Genomic DNA, 14,326 nt, shown 5'->3' on the forward strand with positions numbered 1-14,326 from the left:
ATTGTTTAAAGTCTATAGAAAACCTGCTTATTTGTAAATAATTATAGCTGATAATTAGTGTTGCCTGTGAGGAAAAAATTACTCAAGTTAACATAGAAAGAGACTGACATCTGCTTTCTCCTCGAAATTTATTTGAACAGAGAATATCCGCAAATGTCAGTCCCGGATTATTAAATTTCATTCATCTGAGTTATGCACTCTCTCTTGGGAGTTTATCGTTCTCATCCCTTACAGTACCATCCCGGAACACCAATTTTGGTCTTCCATTTTCCATTTCAACCGTATCTTTTGTAATGATGCACTTTTCAATATCGTCGCGGGATGGAAGTTCAAACATGACATCCAGCATGATACCTTCAATAATCGAGCGCAGACCACGTGCACCGGTTTTCCGCTCAATGGCTCTGTTTGCAATTGCTCTGAGCGCTTCATCCTCGAATTCAAGCTCAACATCATCAATTTCAAACAGTTTTACATACTGTTTAACGAGTGCGTTTTTCGGTTTTGTCAGGATTTCTACCAAAGCATCCTCATCAAGCGGTGTCAGGCTTCCAATGACGGGGATTCTACCGATAAATTCCGGTATCAGACCGTAGCGCAGCAAATCCTCCGGCAATACTTTCTGAAGCAGTTGGCTTTGATCCAAATCTTCTTGCTCTTGATCAGAACCGAAGCCGATAACTTTTTTGCCCAAACGGCGTTTAACGATCTGATCAATACCATCAAAGGCACCCCCAACAATAAATAATACGTTGCTTGTATCAATTTGAATAAACTCCTGATGCGGGTGCTTGCGCCCACCTTGAGGCGGTACACTGGCCACTGTACCTTCCAAAATTTTCAGGAGTGCCTGCTGTACACCCTCGCCTGATACATCACGGGTGATGGAAGGATTTTCTGATTTACGGGCAACCTTGTCAATTTCATCGATATAGATGATGCCTTTCTCCGCTTTTTCCACATCATAATCGGCTGCCTGAATCAATTTCAGCAGAATATTTTCAACATCTTCCCCGACATAGCCCGCCTCGGTCAGTGACGTTGCATCAGCCATCGCAAACGGAACATTCAGGATTCTGGCAAGCGTTTGAGCCAGCAATGTCTTACCAGATCCGGTCGGACCGAGCATGGCAATATTACTTTTAGCCAATTCAACATCATCGGCACTGTTCTTGGTTGTATTTATCCGCTTATAATGATTGTATACCGCCACAGACAAATTCTTCTTTGCATCCTCCTGGCCAATGACATAATCAGCTAGTGTTTCATTAATTTCTCTTGGCTTTGGAAGTTCTTCAAACTCAGTAGCTTCCTCGGTCCCAAGTTCCTCTTCCACGATTTCAGTGCATAGTTCAATACATTCATCACATATATAAACGCCTGGACCGGCTACTAATTTACGGACCTGATCCTGACTTTTGCCGCAAAACGAACATTTTAATTGTCCTTTTTCTTCGTTAAATTTAAACATTACATTTTCACTCCTAAAAGTTTAAATCTGATTCCTGTTTTTGTGTAATTTCAACTTAACGTCATCATACCAAATCAATTTGTGAAAACAAAATAATAACTCTTCTGCAGAAGCCGATTTTTTAAAAACACCGTAGCTCAGTATTGTAATCCTTTAGTTATCGTATGTTCACTGGCCATGATAGATAACAATCATCGAAAGAAAACTTCATAAAGCAAAGCCCTGATTCCCACGCTTATCTTTCTTAATTTTTAGGAATATTGAAGTAGGGTTTGCTCCACATTAAGGCGAAATAAACTCGAAAGCAAGGTGCGAATCATCACACCTTGCTTTAACATGTTTATTAAATTGAGCTGCTTTTTATACAGTCTTACTATGCTCGACCAAAAACTCAATTGATTTTCTCGATTTGAGTTCCTCTTTAAGCGCGTCGGTATTTCCGCCAAGCATCTGTTTAAGCTGATCGACATCAGTTCCATACATCGATGCCATATTGCCCAGCTCTTCTTCAACATCGTCGTCTGTCACTTCAAGATTCTCTTCATTGAAAATAGCTTCAAGTGTTAAGTTTGTTTTAACACGTTTTTCCGCATCGTCGCGCATTTGTTCTTTCAGCGCGTCTTTGTCCTGCCCCGAGAACTGGAAATACATATCCAATGTCATACCCTGCATTTGCAGACGCTGTTCAAATTCCTGGAGCATACGGTCTAATTCCGTTTCAATCATGGCATCAGGAACGGTAACTTCTGCATTATCAGAAGCTTTTTCAATCAATGTTTCGCGCTTTTGATTCTCGGCATCCTGTTCTCTTTGACTCTGAAGTTCTTCTTTTTTCTTCTCTTTCAGTTCATCAAGTGTTTCGACTTCTTCATCAACATCTTTGGCAAATTCATCATCTAACTCCGGCAGTTCTTTTGTTTTAATGTCGTGAATTTTTACGTTAAATACAGCATCTTTTCCTGCCAGGTGCTCAGCATGATAGTCTTCGGGGAATGTGACAGTTATTTCAGTTTCTTCACCTGAAGATTTACCGACCAATTCCTCTTCAAAGCCTGGGATGAATTGACTTGACCCAATTTCCAGCGAGTAATCTTCGCCTTTACCGCCTTCAAATGCTTCGCCGTCAATAAAGCCCTCGAAATCCATGACAACAGTGTCGCCTTCCTCAACAGATCCTTCTTCTTTAACGATCAGTTCAGCATGATGTTCGCGCTGATGCTCGATTTCGTGGTCTACATCTTCGTCTGTGACGTCAACTGACTGTTCTTCGACTTCAAGTCCTTTATACTCACCTAAATCAACCTCCGGTTTAACGTTGACGGTAGCCTTGAAAATGAGATCTTTACCTTGCTCAATTTCCTCGATATCAACTTCCGGCTGCTCAATCGGTTCAATTTCCGTTTCTTCAATAGCATTTGCGTAGGCATCAGGCAGCACAATATCAACTGCATCCTGATAAAGTGACTCGACGCCAAAGCGTTTTTCAAAAATTTTACGCGGTACTTTCCCTTTACGGAAGCCGGGAATTTGGACATCTTTTACAACTTTTTTAAACGCTTGATCTAGCGCTTTATCAAATTCGTCGGCACTTACTTCAATCGTCAGTACCCCTTGATTTCCTTCTTGTTTTTCCCATTTTGCTGACATAACATACCCTCCAAAATCTATTATTCCATTAATGATGACGGTGTATTACAATACGTCCGATTGATAAGGAGCAAAATTTCAACCATCTTATTATAACATAATTATGTGGCCTTTCAAGCAACCCGGCAACTGATTTGCTGTCTACACTTCTATGATTGTGGAATATAAAGCTTCACACATTTTAATCTCATCCATATATAGGTTTAAACTGTCATCTCCGTTTTCAGTGGTTCCCTTATGTATATCCAGATAATCTTCACCAATTTTCATTAATGCTTCAGCGATAGACGGGGCTTCATCTTCCGCTGGCATTAACGGATAACGCACGTAGAGATAATGATGCAATACCTGTTCCATTAACCGGTATAAGGTTGGATTTTTCTGTTCCTCATCGCTTATGGATGACAATATCTGTTTCACAATTGGATGAGAATCTAACTTAGGTGTGTCTTCCGGCGCTGCCTGATATTTACTGCCCAATTTATGTATCCAAACTCTCTCAGAAAAATCCTTTTCCTGCAACCATATAAAAACGCCTGTTTTCGCAACCGGATGGACCCGGTCATCTGTTAAGAGAGCTTTTTCCTTCCCTGTCGGGGTCAGATCCATTTTACGGATTTGTTCAACAAGCCTGTACTGATAGACATGATTTTCCTCTTCAACTGCTTTAAACAATTCATTTATGTATTCGGGGGCCTTTTCAATCCGGATATCATGCCGCATCTTTCGGCTCATATCATAAAGCTGCTGGAACTGTTCTTTCATATCATCAGGTACAGTGTTTTTTTCTTTTTCCTGCTCGACCTGATCCATTAATAAATGGTATTGACTCGTCTGAAATAAAATCGTTAAGTAAATGTGGACGTATTGATAGTAATTTTCATCTTTATGTATTAATAACCCCTCACAGAAATCCTGTGCTTCTTTATACCGATTGAGTTCCATCAGACACATCAGCTTCCCGATGATTATCTCATGATTTTTAACATCGAATTCCAGAAGCTGATCAAGTTTGACCAGTGCTTCTTTATATCTTTTCTCTTTCAGTGCCACGAGGCTTTCTTCTTCCAGGGCTGTCCGCCATTTCGGGAAAAGAATGACATTTTCCCTGTTACCTTCCATAAATTCACTCCTTTCAGTATCAGTTGCTTTAATAAATAGCCATACCCCGGATCAAGGAAATTAAAACATGCAACCCGGAACTGTTTTCATTGTGTATGAAAAAAGAAACCCACTTTGAATACTCGGGGTTTCTCAGGCTGGTATACGTCCCAGGCAGGATTCGAACCTGCGACCCATAGCTTAGAAGGCTATTGCTCTATCCTACTGAGCTACTGGGACATCATTTATGTATATGGAGCGGGTGATGGGAATCGAACCCACGACATCAGCTTGGAAGGCTGAGGTTTTACCACTAAACTACACCCGCAAAATACGTATCAAGTCTTCGTTTTTGACGGACAAAGATTATTATATGCACTATCAGTCGATTTGTCAATAGTTTGACGAAATACGTTATTCATTCGGTTTCAACATGGATAGAGTAGCAGAAACCGGCAACGGAGCCGATTTCTTAACTAGATTATTGCTTTACGACAGAGAGGTCCTTAAGGATAAATCCTCAACTAGTTCCCCGTCAACCGTGTAAAAATGAACTTCAATTTCATCCAGCGTTTCCCATTCCATAATGGCGTATGTTTTTTCCGGTCTCGTTCGCGGCAGCAAAATGCTTCCCGGATTTATCAGTAATTGATTGCCGATTTTTTCCGCACCGGCAATATGTGTATGACCAAAACAGATCACTTGCGCATGTTGTTCTTCAGCGCGATAGGCAATCGCAAGCGGGTTCGATTTTACCTGATGTAAGTGGCCATGTGCAATAAAAAAAGTAAGACGATCTATCGTGCTTACCTGTTCCTCAGGAAATCTGGCATCAACATCACAATTCCCGGTAACTTTGATAAAACCTTCGAGTGCCGGGGCATCCATTTCAAGCTCTGAGTCACCACAATGAATTTTATGTTCAGTCTTATGACGTTTGTTGATCGTTTCAAGTTCTTCTGTCGAACCATGACTGTCACTGACAATCAATACGCTTGGCATAATATCACCTCATTTGATTACCGCAAATTTTTGACCCAATCCCGTAATTGACGAATAGCATCACTCCGGTGGCTGATCTGATTCTTTACGTCCGAAGAAAGTTGTGCCATCGTTTCTGAATAGCCTTTTGGTATAAATATCGGATCATAGCCGAACCCGTTATGACCCGCCTGTGTATCAGCAATTCTGCCATCACAGTATCCTTTTCTAAACACCGTTTCTTCACCTGGGGCAGATACTGCCAGCACACACACGAACCGTGCTGTGCGATTGGCCGCTTCCACATCCAGCAATTCAGCCAGCACTTTATCAATGTTCTTCTGATCATCTTTCGGTTCACCGGCGAATCTGGCTGAAAAAACGCCAGGCCGCCCATCCAGTGCATCCACCACCATACCGGAATCGTCAGCCAGCACGGGGGACTGCAGCAATTCCGCTATTTGTTCGGCTTTCAATTCAGCATTTTTCTCAAATGTCGAACCTGTTTCCTCAATGTCTTCAATTTCATGGGAAAGTTCAGAAAGTGACACTGCTTTTATACCATATTCAGCAAAAAATGTTTTAAATTCTTTCGCTTTACCACTATTTTTCGTCGCAATAATCATTTCGTTCATGGTGAGTCTTCCTTTGCTTTTTTCTTTTTTGTCTCCCCGATCCGGTCAGCAAGTTTACCCAGTATCGATTTTTGAATGACATTTAAATCCTCCACTCCGCTGCCGGCCAGGTCAAGCATCGTCTGCAGCTGATCGCCGGTGAATGTTGCTTCTTCACCGGTTCCCTGGATTTCAATAAACTCCCCTCCGCCTGTCATCACCACGTTCATATCGACAGAGGCTTCAGAGTCTTCTTTATAATTTAAATCGAGCAGTTCTGTCCCATCCGGTGCAATACCAACTGAAATAGCTGCCAAAAAATCTGTAACAGGCATTTTTTTAATCGTTTTAGCTTCAAGTAATTTATCAAACGCCATAACAACAGCAACGAATGCCCCGGTTATTGAGGCTGTACGCGTGCCTCCATCAGCTTGGATAACATCACAGTCAATCCATACAGTACGTTCGCCAATTTGATTCAAGTCTACAACCGATCGTAGAGCACGTCCGATTAAACGCTGGATTTCCATCGTCCGTCCGCTGACTTTACCCTTGGAGGATTCGCGGATATTCCGCTGTTCTGTTGCCCGGGGAAGCATCGCATATTCTGCAGTGATCCAGCCTTTCCCCTGACCGCGCATAAAAGGGGGCACACGATCTTCAATACTTGCATTGCAAATTACTTTTGTATCCCCAAATTCGATAAGTACAGACCCTTCCGGATGTTTAACAAAACCCGGTGTTATGGTTACAGGCCGCAATTCATTGTGTTGCCGCTGATCATATCTCAATAAAACCTATGCCTCCTTCATTATGCATCATCACATCAATTATCCTAACATATTTTTTACAAAGACACATGAATTATGAATCCAGGCTAAAAGAAAAAAAGACTGCTCTCTGCAGCCTTTTGAGCTTGCTTTTTGGCAGCCTTTCGCACTACAATTTTTCTGTTGAAATAAATGTTTGTTTGGTAACAGGCTCCGTATATGGCTCACCATTTTCATTAAACAGTGTCTCGACATCTTCCACTTTCACTTCCACTGCCTCGACCGCTTCATCCTGTGTCAAAGTCCGTACAAGGCTTTCCATGACCTCGTTGGAAATAACCGCCTTATCGGTATCCTGCAACACATCCTGGTTGAAGATCACCTCAAGCACACCTTCTTTCAAACTTGGATCAGTGGTCAATTGTACAGAGCTGTTAAAAACGTGCTGTAAATTAGTTTCGGGTACCGGCCCTTGCATTAAAGCCTGAATCGTGGACCCATACAGATTATTGTCTTCAACATCAATGTGCTGGGTTACAGGAACAAAATACTTGTTCTCGCCTTGAGCTGACGGATAGTACAGTGTTACCGGTTCTGCCCCCAGCAAGTCTACCGTATTGGATTGAACCAGATTTATGCCATTAACTCTTGAATAGCCGTCACCAATAGGTGTGCCATCAACAGGCATGGTGCCCTGCTTCTTTCCATTAATCCGCAGTTTCATCCTATCCACATTTTCAAACTGTGTCACTGTATATGTCATAGCCTGCAGTATTTCCTGCTCATTTTCTGCTTTATAATTCTTGAAATCCTCGGAAACATCAACAATCATCGTTCCATCATCCTGCAGATCCAATCCGAGAATTTGCGTTCCGGCAGGTAAAACTGCCTGAAAACCATTTGGCAGCAACGATGTGACCGGTCCATCTTTCACAAGATATTCCAATGACTGTTCTGCTACCGTATTCGATTCAGGTTGAGGCAGTTCCAGAGTCTGCGACGCCACCATTCCATTTGCATCAAGCAAATATAACTGGCGGTCTACTGTTGCTGAAGGTGTGTCTCCTTTAGTTTTCTTTTGACCCTCTTCTCCTTTTTGATTTTCTTCTTCTTTACTTGCTTTACCGCTTGTTTCATTCGCTAAATCATCGACAGCTTCAGCATCCTTTGGCGGGTCAATTTCTCCTTTGTTACCCAATGATTGCTCTCCCTGAAAACATCCGGATAATATAATAGTGAGAAACACCGTTAGGCTCAATAACAACAATGGACTGCGCTTCTGCATGTTTTTCCCTCCTACGATGGTTTGTACTATTATATATACGAGCTCATCAGAATTTTAGACCAACCTGTAAACAAAAAATTAAATCCCCCCTGAGAAATAACTATCAGGGAGGATCCTGTATTAAAATGAAACTTCATTCAATGGCACGCTTTTTACCATTGAATGTTAATTGAACAAATCGCAATTTAGTATGGAAGAACAGCTCTTTCAATTGTAACAGACTGAAAATACTCAGCTGATTCTTTGAAAATCCCTTCTGTGATCTTTGCAAAAACGCCCATTTCTCCCGTTGTATAAAAACGATGTGCCGGTGATATCGTTCCATTATATAATTGACCATAAAACTCAAGGATAGTGCTGACCTCACGTGCTGTTTCTTCGCTTGAGGAAATCACCGTGACCTGACTGCCGATCACTTTTTGAATGGTATCTTTGATTAACGGATAATGTGTACAACCAAGTATCAGTGTATCAATATGGTTTTGTTCCTTCATCGGCAAAAGGGTCTCCCCAACCATCTGCTCAGCCTCTGTTCCCGACAGTACGCCTTGTTCAACCATAGGCACAAATAATGGGCATGCCAGCGAATTAACGCGGAGATAAGCGCTAATACTTTTCAATGCCCGTGGATAGGCGTTGCTTCGGATAGTTCCTTCCGTGCCGATGACACCTATGTGGCTGTTTTTTGTAAACTTGACAGCTGCCCGTGCCCCGGGTTTGATAACCCCAATAACGGGAATTGACAGATGTTTCTTAAGTTCCTCCAACGTAAAAGCTGTAGCCGTATTACATGCTACAACAAGCAATTTAATATTTTTTTCAAGCAGGAAATCTGCCAACTCCCACGTAAATGTTTTGATCTCACCTTCTGATCGCGGCCCGTATGGACACCTGAGCGTATCACCCAAATAAATCAGACTTTCTTTTGGCAGCTGCCGCATTAACTCATGGACAACCGTCAGACCGCCTACTCCGGAATCAATTACACCTATTGCCTGATTCAAAATAATCGCCTCTTCATGCTGTTATTTATGATTGACGTGCTGCATTTCCTCATACAAAAACGTAAGCATTTCATTTAATGATTCTGTCTGATCCTTTGAAAAATTTTCCAAAATGTCACCCAAATATTCTTGACGTTTCCCGATAACCTCTTCTATTATCGTGCGGCCTTTTGACAAAATATGAATCCTTACGACACGCCGATCATTTGTATCCCTTACCCGTTCAACAAGCTTGTTCTTTTCCAGCCGGTCCACCAGATCTGTTGTAGTACTGAATGCTAATCCATTTTTATTTGACAGCTCACCAATTGTCAAATCTTCCTCAATTAAAAACTGCAGGGCGATAAATTGCGGTGAAGTGATCGGGTAATGGTTCAGTATTTTACGCCCGTTCTGCTTGATTAAACCTGATATGTAACGTAATCGTTTTTCGAGATTCGCAATGGTTTCTGCTGATATTTCATGATTCAATACGGGTGACCCCCTCAGAAATATTCCATTTTCGTATACGTATTTTAACATATCATGACAAAAATAGCAGTGTTTCCTATGAATAAGGAGAGTGAATTATGTGAGAGAAAAATTTATGTAATGGACTACTGCCATAATATTAAACTTCCTTTCAAAATGTGCTCACCGTTTACACATATTTTCATACGCTAATAGTGACTAAATAATTCACCCTTCATATGCAGCTCTTTGACAGCAAGGAGGGGTTATCATTTGAAGGACAACAAGTACAAACCAAAGCAGCTACTAACGAAACGTGAAAAAGAAGTTTTCGAGCTCTTAGTACAAGATAAGACAACAAAGGAAATTGCCCAGGAATTGTTCATATCTGAAAAAACGGTCCGGAACCACATTTCCAATTCAATGCAAAAATTAGGAGTCAAGGGGCGATCGCAAGCAGTGGTAGAACTTCTCCGCATGGGGGAGTTGAAACTCTGAAAAAAACCGACTTTCTTAAAGGAAGTCGGTTTTTTTCATTATAAATAACGAACCACTATTTAGCCTGCAAACTGCTTTTCATGGAGTCGGATAAAGGTACCGGTTTACCGGTCTCCGGATGTATGTAGACCATTCTTCCCCGTCCTGCCAGACAGAGGTCGCCTTCACCGTTTATACCCATGTAATGGACATCAAATGAGGTCGTACCGATATAATCAGCTTTAACATACAGGCGCAATTCCTCATTGAAATACATCTGTTTAAGATAATCGCATTGCAGATCTGCCACAATGGGCATCCCTCCACTGTAATCATTATTAAACATACCGATGGACTTTAGAAATTCAATACGTCCCTCCTCAAAATAAATAAATGGTGATACATTATTCACATGCCCGAACATGTCCGTTTCAGAAAAACGTATTTTGATAGGAATATAGAAAGAAAACTCAGACCGCCAACTTTCCATATTTTCAATATATGAAACCTTACTCAACTTGACTGTCCCCCCTGGTAAAATGACCCCTGTCAACGCCTGACAAGGGTCATGAGATTCAGAGTTTCATAGTTTAATGAGCTTCATCACTGCCAAAGAAGTTCTTGAATGCCTGAATGTTCGTTGCACGGTTCATTGCGGCGATCGATGTTGTCAATGGAATACCTTTAGGGCAAACCTGCACACAGTTTTGTGCGTTACTGCAGCCGCTAATGCCCCCGTCTTCCATTAATCCTTCGAGACGTTCACTCGCATTCATTTCCCCCGTTGGATGTGAATTGAACAAACGAGCTTGTGATAAAGCAGCAGGACCAATGAAGTCCGACTTGTCATTCACATTCGGACAAGCCTCAAGGCATACCCCGCAAGTCATACATTTTGACAATTCATAAGCCCATTGCCGCTTTTTCTCCGGCATGCGGGGACCTGGGCCGAGGTCATGTGTTCCGTCGATTGGAATCCATGCCTTTATTTGTTTCAAGGCATCGAACATTTGTTCACGATCAACGAAGAGGTCCCGGATTACCGGGAACGTACTCATTGGCTCTAAGCGGATTGGTTGTTCAAGATCATCAATAAGCGCGGCACATGACTGCCGTGCTGTTCCATTAATTATCATGGAACAGGCACCACAGACTTCTTCAAGACAGTTCATATCCCATTGAACCGGCGCTGTACCTTCCCCCTTGGCATTCACAGGGTTCCTGCGAATTTCCATAAGTCCGGAAATAACGTTCATACCCGGTTTGTACGGGATTTCAAAGGTCTCTTCATAAGGTGAAGAATCCGGGCTATCCTGACGAGTAATAATAAACGTAACAGTGCTTTCTTCAGCCATTATTACTTACTCCCTTCATGTTCGTTTTTTTGCGTGTAATCACGTTTACGCGGCGGAATATGTGATAAATCAACTTCCTCATACGTGATGACGGGATCGTTGGTCTTTTCATCGTATTGAGCAATCGTTGTTTTCAGGAAGTTTTCGTCGTCACGTTCAGGGAACTCCGGTTTGTAGTGTGCACCCCGTGTTTCATCACGCTTCAGGGCACCATTGGTTATCACGCGTGCCAAATGGAGCATGCTCTCCAGCTGGCGGGTGAACATAACACCCTGGTTGTTCCAGCGGGACGTATCATTAATATTGATGTTTTCCCAGCGCTCCAACAGCTCCTGGATCTTCTTATCTGTCTCTTTTAATTTATCATTGTAGCGGACAACGGTCACGTTATCTGTCATTAATTCTCCCAGTTCTTTATGAATCTGGTAAGCATTTTCGGTGCCGTCCATTTGCATCAGTTTTTCGAACCTTTCCTGCTCTTCTTTTTCTCTGTCTTCAAACAGTTTTGACGGCAGGTCCTCAACATGTTTCTCAAGACCATCGATGTATTCAATCGCTTTAGGTCCGGCTACAGATCCGCCATAAATAGCTGAAAGCAGTGAATTGGCTCCCAGACGGTTGCCCCCATGCTGGGAATAATCGCACTCACCGGCTGCAAAAATACCCGGAATACTAGTCATCTGATCATAATCAACCCAGAGACCGCCCATTGAGTAGTGAACAGCAGGGAAAATTTTCATTGGAACTTTGCGCGGGTCATCACCTACAAATTTTTCATATATTTCCATGATGCCGCCCAATTTAACGTCAAGTTCTTTCGGGTCTTTATGGGACAAATCGAGATAAACCATGTTTTCCCCGTTAATGCCGAGTTTTTGATGAACACACACGTCAAAAATCTCCCGTGTTGCAATATCACGCGGCACCAGGTTACCATATGCCGGATACTTTTCTTCTAGGAAATACCACGGTTCACCATCTTTGTAAGTCCAGACCCGGCCGCCTTCACCGCGTGCCGACTCACTCATCAGCCGAAGTTTGTCATCGCCCGGTATAGCGGTTGGATGGATTTGAATAAATTCACCATTTGCATATTTGGCGCCCTGACGGTATAAAATGCTGGCTGCCGAACCGGTATTGATCATTGAGTTGGTCGATTTACCAAAAATAATGCCTGGTCCGCCTGAAGCCAAAATGACAGCGTCAGCAGGGAATGATTTGATCTCATGGGACCGGATATTTTGACCGACAATTCCACGTCCGGTATTTTCTTCATCAACAATCGCACCGACAAATTCCCAGCTTTCATATTTATTAACCAGTCCTTCCACTTCATAGCGGCGGACTTGCTCATCCAATGCATACAGCAGCTGCTGGCCTGTTGTTGCTCCTGCATATGCTGTACGGTGATGCTGCGTTCCACCGAAACGCCGGAAATCCAGCAGTCCCTCAGGTGTGCGGTTAAACATAACGCCCATGCGATCAAGCATATTGATAATGCTTGGAGCCGCATCACACATTGCTTTAACCGGTGGTTGATTGGCGAGAAAATCCCCGCCGTAAACTGTATCGTCAAAGTGAATCCATGGTGAGTCACCCTCACCTTTGGTATTAACTGCACCGTTAATTCCACCTTGAGCACACACAGAATGAGACCGTTTTACAGGCACAATAGAAAACAAGTCAACATTCACACCTGCTTCTGCTGCTTTAATTGTTGCCATGAGACCAGCCAAACCGCCTCCGACAACAATAACTTTACGATTACTCATTTGGAATACTCACTCCTTGTTCTCTGTATTAAACTCCGTAAGCAAATTGAATTAGTGCTCTGACACCAACATAGCTAAGAGCCAGGAAGACAATTAATGTTGCGTATGTAGCAAATTTCTGGGATTTTGGTGATTGTGTAAAGCCCCATGATACAAGGAAGCTCCAAAGGCCATTGGCGAAATGGAATGTGGTCGAAATCACACCAATAATATAAAACCAGAACATGACCGGGTTGGAAAGAATGTTTTCCATCAGATTGTAATCCAGCTCAACATTGCCAAGACCAATTTGAACCCGTGTCTCCCATACATGCCATGCAATAAATACAAACGTAATGAGTCCTGTTATCCGCTGCATCAGATACATCCAGTTACGGAAATAACCGTAATGCTTTGTATTGCTTTTTCCGACAAAGACAATATAAACTCCCAAAATTGCATGGAATAAAATCGGCAGATAGATCACCAGGATTTCCAGTGCTAACCGGAATGGCAAATCATGCATAAAAGAAGCCGCCTGATTAAAACTTTCTTCGCCATACACTGCGAAATGGTTAACAACCAGGTGCTGAATAAGGAAAAACCCAATTGGAATGACGCCTAACAGGGAATGGAGCCTGCGGTAAAAAAATTCTCGATGTTCTGCCATGTGTTTACCCCCCTCGTTTAAGATGTTATGTTTTACAGGATGCACATTTTTTAACAATAATCCCCTATACTTTTATTGCCCAAAAATGTACAATTTATGACATATTTATTGTACTTCTAACTATGAAAGGCGTCAAGAAAAGGAAATATACTTGTGTGCCGCGACACCATAAACTTGCCGACATCGCTTGAACTTTGACGCTTTTGCATAGATAATAATAAAAGAAAAACATTTCATTGAAACAATGTATTTATCCGTGCATTTGTTACTGGGGAAAGGATGACATCAATGTCAAAAAATCACGATTCCATGCCTGTCACACTTCTCGATCAATTACATACAACCGGAGCAGGATACGACGTTATCCGATACATCGGTTTACCAGATATATTTGGCCAGGAATCACCTACCCTCCTCTATTTTATGGGGAAGAATCTTTCCAGAAAATTGGATATCCAAACTGTATCAGACGTTGTCTATGCATTTGATAAACTAGGGTGGGGACAATTAGAATTGGTTAAAGAAAAAAAGAATGAACTTATTTTTCAATTGATGGCTGATTCAGTCGTATACCGTCTCAATGCTCCTCTGTATACCGATTTTCGGCTTGAAGCAGGTTTTTTATCCGAATCAATTGAACGGATTAAAGAACGCTCATGCGAATGCAAAGAAGAATTGTATGAAAAAATTCACCAAATCGAATTCACCGTCGTGTTTACGGATTAAATTATCAGAACACCACTGTGAAAA

Annotated in this window: 15 protein-coding genes and 2 tRNA genes; 2 read left to right on the plus strand and 15 right to left on the minus strand. The window is 42.1% G+C overall.

The window, feature by feature from the left end; all coding sequences use genetic code 11:
* Nucleotides 1–190 precede the first annotated feature (190 nt).
* The 11 genes from clpX to VK097_RS09345 all read right to left on the minus strand — a co-directional run bounded on the left by clpX (nucleotide 191) and on the right by VK097_RS09345 (nucleotide 9,344).
* Nucleotides 191–1,471: an ATP-dependent protease ATP-binding subunit ClpX gene (clpX, locus tag VK097_RS09295; RefSeq protein ID WP_324211526.1), complete on the minus strand. Its 1,281-nt coding sequence runs from the start codon at nucleotides 1,469–1,471 to the stop codon at nucleotides 191–193.
* 360 nt (nucleotides 1,472–1,831) lie between these two features.
* On the minus strand, nucleotides 1,832–3,118 hold the full coding sequence (tig, locus tag VK097_RS09300) for a trigger factor (RefSeq protein ID WP_324211527.1): 1,287 nt from the start codon (nucleotides 3,116–3,118) through the stop codon (nucleotides 1,832–1,834).
* Nucleotides 3,119–3,259: 141 nt separating this feature from the next.
* Complete coding sequence (locus VK097_RS09305; protein ID WP_324211528.1) at nucleotides 3,260–4,240, minus strand: tetratricopeptide repeat protein; 981 nt, start codon at nucleotides 4,238–4,240, stop codon at nucleotides 3,260–3,262.
* Between the two features lie 145 nt (nucleotides 4,241–4,385).
* A tRNA-Arg gene (locus VK097_RS09310) sits at nucleotides 4,386–4,459 on the minus strand.
* A 14-nt stretch (nucleotides 4,460–4,473) separates the two neighbouring features.
* Nucleotides 4,474–4,547 (minus strand) — tRNA-Gly (locus VK097_RS09315).
* 161 nt (nucleotides 4,548–4,708) lie between these two features.
* On the minus strand, nucleotides 4,709–5,221 hold the full coding sequence (locus VK097_RS09320; protein WP_324211529.1) for a metallophosphoesterase family protein: 513 nt from the start codon (nucleotides 5,219–5,221) through the stop codon (nucleotides 4,709–4,711).
* Nucleotides 5,222–5,238: 17 nt separating this feature from the next.
* Nucleotides 5,239–5,835 (minus strand): XTP/dITP diphosphatase, encoded by a 597-nt coding sequence (locus VK097_RS09325; protein WP_324211530.1) that lies wholly within the window; start codon nucleotides 5,833–5,835, stop codon nucleotides 5,239–5,241.
* Nucleotides 5,832–6,605 (minus strand): ribonuclease PH, encoded by a 774-nt coding sequence (rph, locus tag VK097_RS09330; protein ID WP_324211531.1) that lies wholly within the window; start codon nucleotides 6,603–6,605, stop codon nucleotides 5,832–5,834. Before rph ends, VK097_RS09325 begins: the two co-directional genes overlap by 4 nt.
* Before the next feature lie 148 nt (nucleotides 6,606–6,753).
* Nucleotides 6,754–7,869, minus strand: a complete 1,116-nt coding sequence (locus tag VK097_RS09335; protein ID WP_324211532.1) for a GerMN domain-containing protein — start codon at nucleotides 7,867–7,869, stop codon at nucleotides 6,754–6,756.
* Nucleotides 7,870–8,054: 185 nt separating this feature from the next.
* Entirely contained in the window at nucleotides 8,055–8,873 is an 819-nt protein-coding gene (gene racE, locus VK097_RS09340; protein WP_324211533.1) for a glutamate racemase, read from the minus strand.
* 21 nt (nucleotides 8,874–8,894) lie between these two features.
* Nucleotides 8,895–9,344, minus strand: a complete 450-nt coding sequence (locus tag VK097_RS09345) for a MarR family winged helix-turn-helix transcriptional regulator (RefSeq protein WP_324211534.1) — start codon at nucleotides 9,342–9,344, stop codon at nucleotides 8,895–8,897.
* A 252-nt stretch (nucleotides 9,345–9,596) separates the two neighbouring features.
* Here VK097_RS09345 and VK097_RS09350 point away from each other — a divergent pair, with 252 nt between their 5' ends.
* Nucleotides 9,597–9,821 (plus strand): helix-turn-helix domain-containing protein, encoded by a 225-nt coding sequence (locus tag VK097_RS09350; RefSeq protein ID WP_324211535.1) that lies wholly within the window; start codon nucleotides 9,597–9,599, stop codon nucleotides 9,819–9,821.
* Between the two features lie 55 nt (nucleotides 9,822–9,876).
* Here the strand turns inward: VK097_RS09350 and VK097_RS09355 are convergent, their stop codons facing one another.
* From VK097_RS09355 to VK097_RS09370, 4 genes are all read right to left on the minus strand, one after another.
* Nucleotides 9,877–10,317: an acyl-CoA thioesterase gene (locus VK097_RS09355; RefSeq protein ID WP_324211536.1), complete on the minus strand. Its 441-nt coding sequence runs from the start codon at nucleotides 10,315–10,317 to the stop codon at nucleotides 9,877–9,879.
* A 73-nt stretch (nucleotides 10,318–10,390) separates the two neighbouring features.
* On the minus strand, nucleotides 10,391–11,155 hold the full coding sequence (sdhB, locus tag VK097_RS09360) for a succinate dehydrogenase iron-sulfur subunit (protein WP_324211537.1): 765 nt from the start codon (nucleotides 11,153–11,155) through the stop codon (nucleotides 10,391–10,393).
* Nucleotides 11,156–11,157: 2 nt separating this feature from the next.
* On the minus strand, nucleotides 11,158–12,927 hold the full coding sequence (gene sdhA / locus VK097_RS09365; RefSeq protein ID WP_324211538.1) for a succinate dehydrogenase flavoprotein subunit: 1,770 nt from the start codon (nucleotides 12,925–12,927) through the stop codon (nucleotides 11,158–11,160).
* A 28-nt stretch (nucleotides 12,928–12,955) separates the two neighbouring features.
* Nucleotides 12,956–13,576: a succinate dehydrogenase cytochrome b558 subunit gene (locus VK097_RS09370; protein WP_324211539.1), complete on the minus strand. Its 621-nt coding sequence runs from the start codon at nucleotides 13,574–13,576 to the stop codon at nucleotides 12,956–12,958.
* A gap of 288 nt (nucleotides 13,577–13,864) precedes the next feature.
* Here VK097_RS09370 and VK097_RS09375 point away from each other — a divergent pair, with 288 nt between their 5' ends.
* Nucleotides 13,865–14,302, plus strand: a complete 438-nt coding sequence (locus VK097_RS09375; RefSeq protein ID WP_324211540.1) for a YslB family protein — start codon at nucleotides 13,865–13,867, stop codon at nucleotides 14,300–14,302.
* The last annotated feature ends 24 nt before the right edge of the window (nucleotides 14,303–14,326 follow it).

This window comes from Lentibacillus sp. (assembly GCF_035301675.1).
In the GTDB taxonomy this organism is placed as follows: Bacteria; Bacillota; Bacilli; order Bacillales; family Amphibacillaceae; genus Lentibacillus.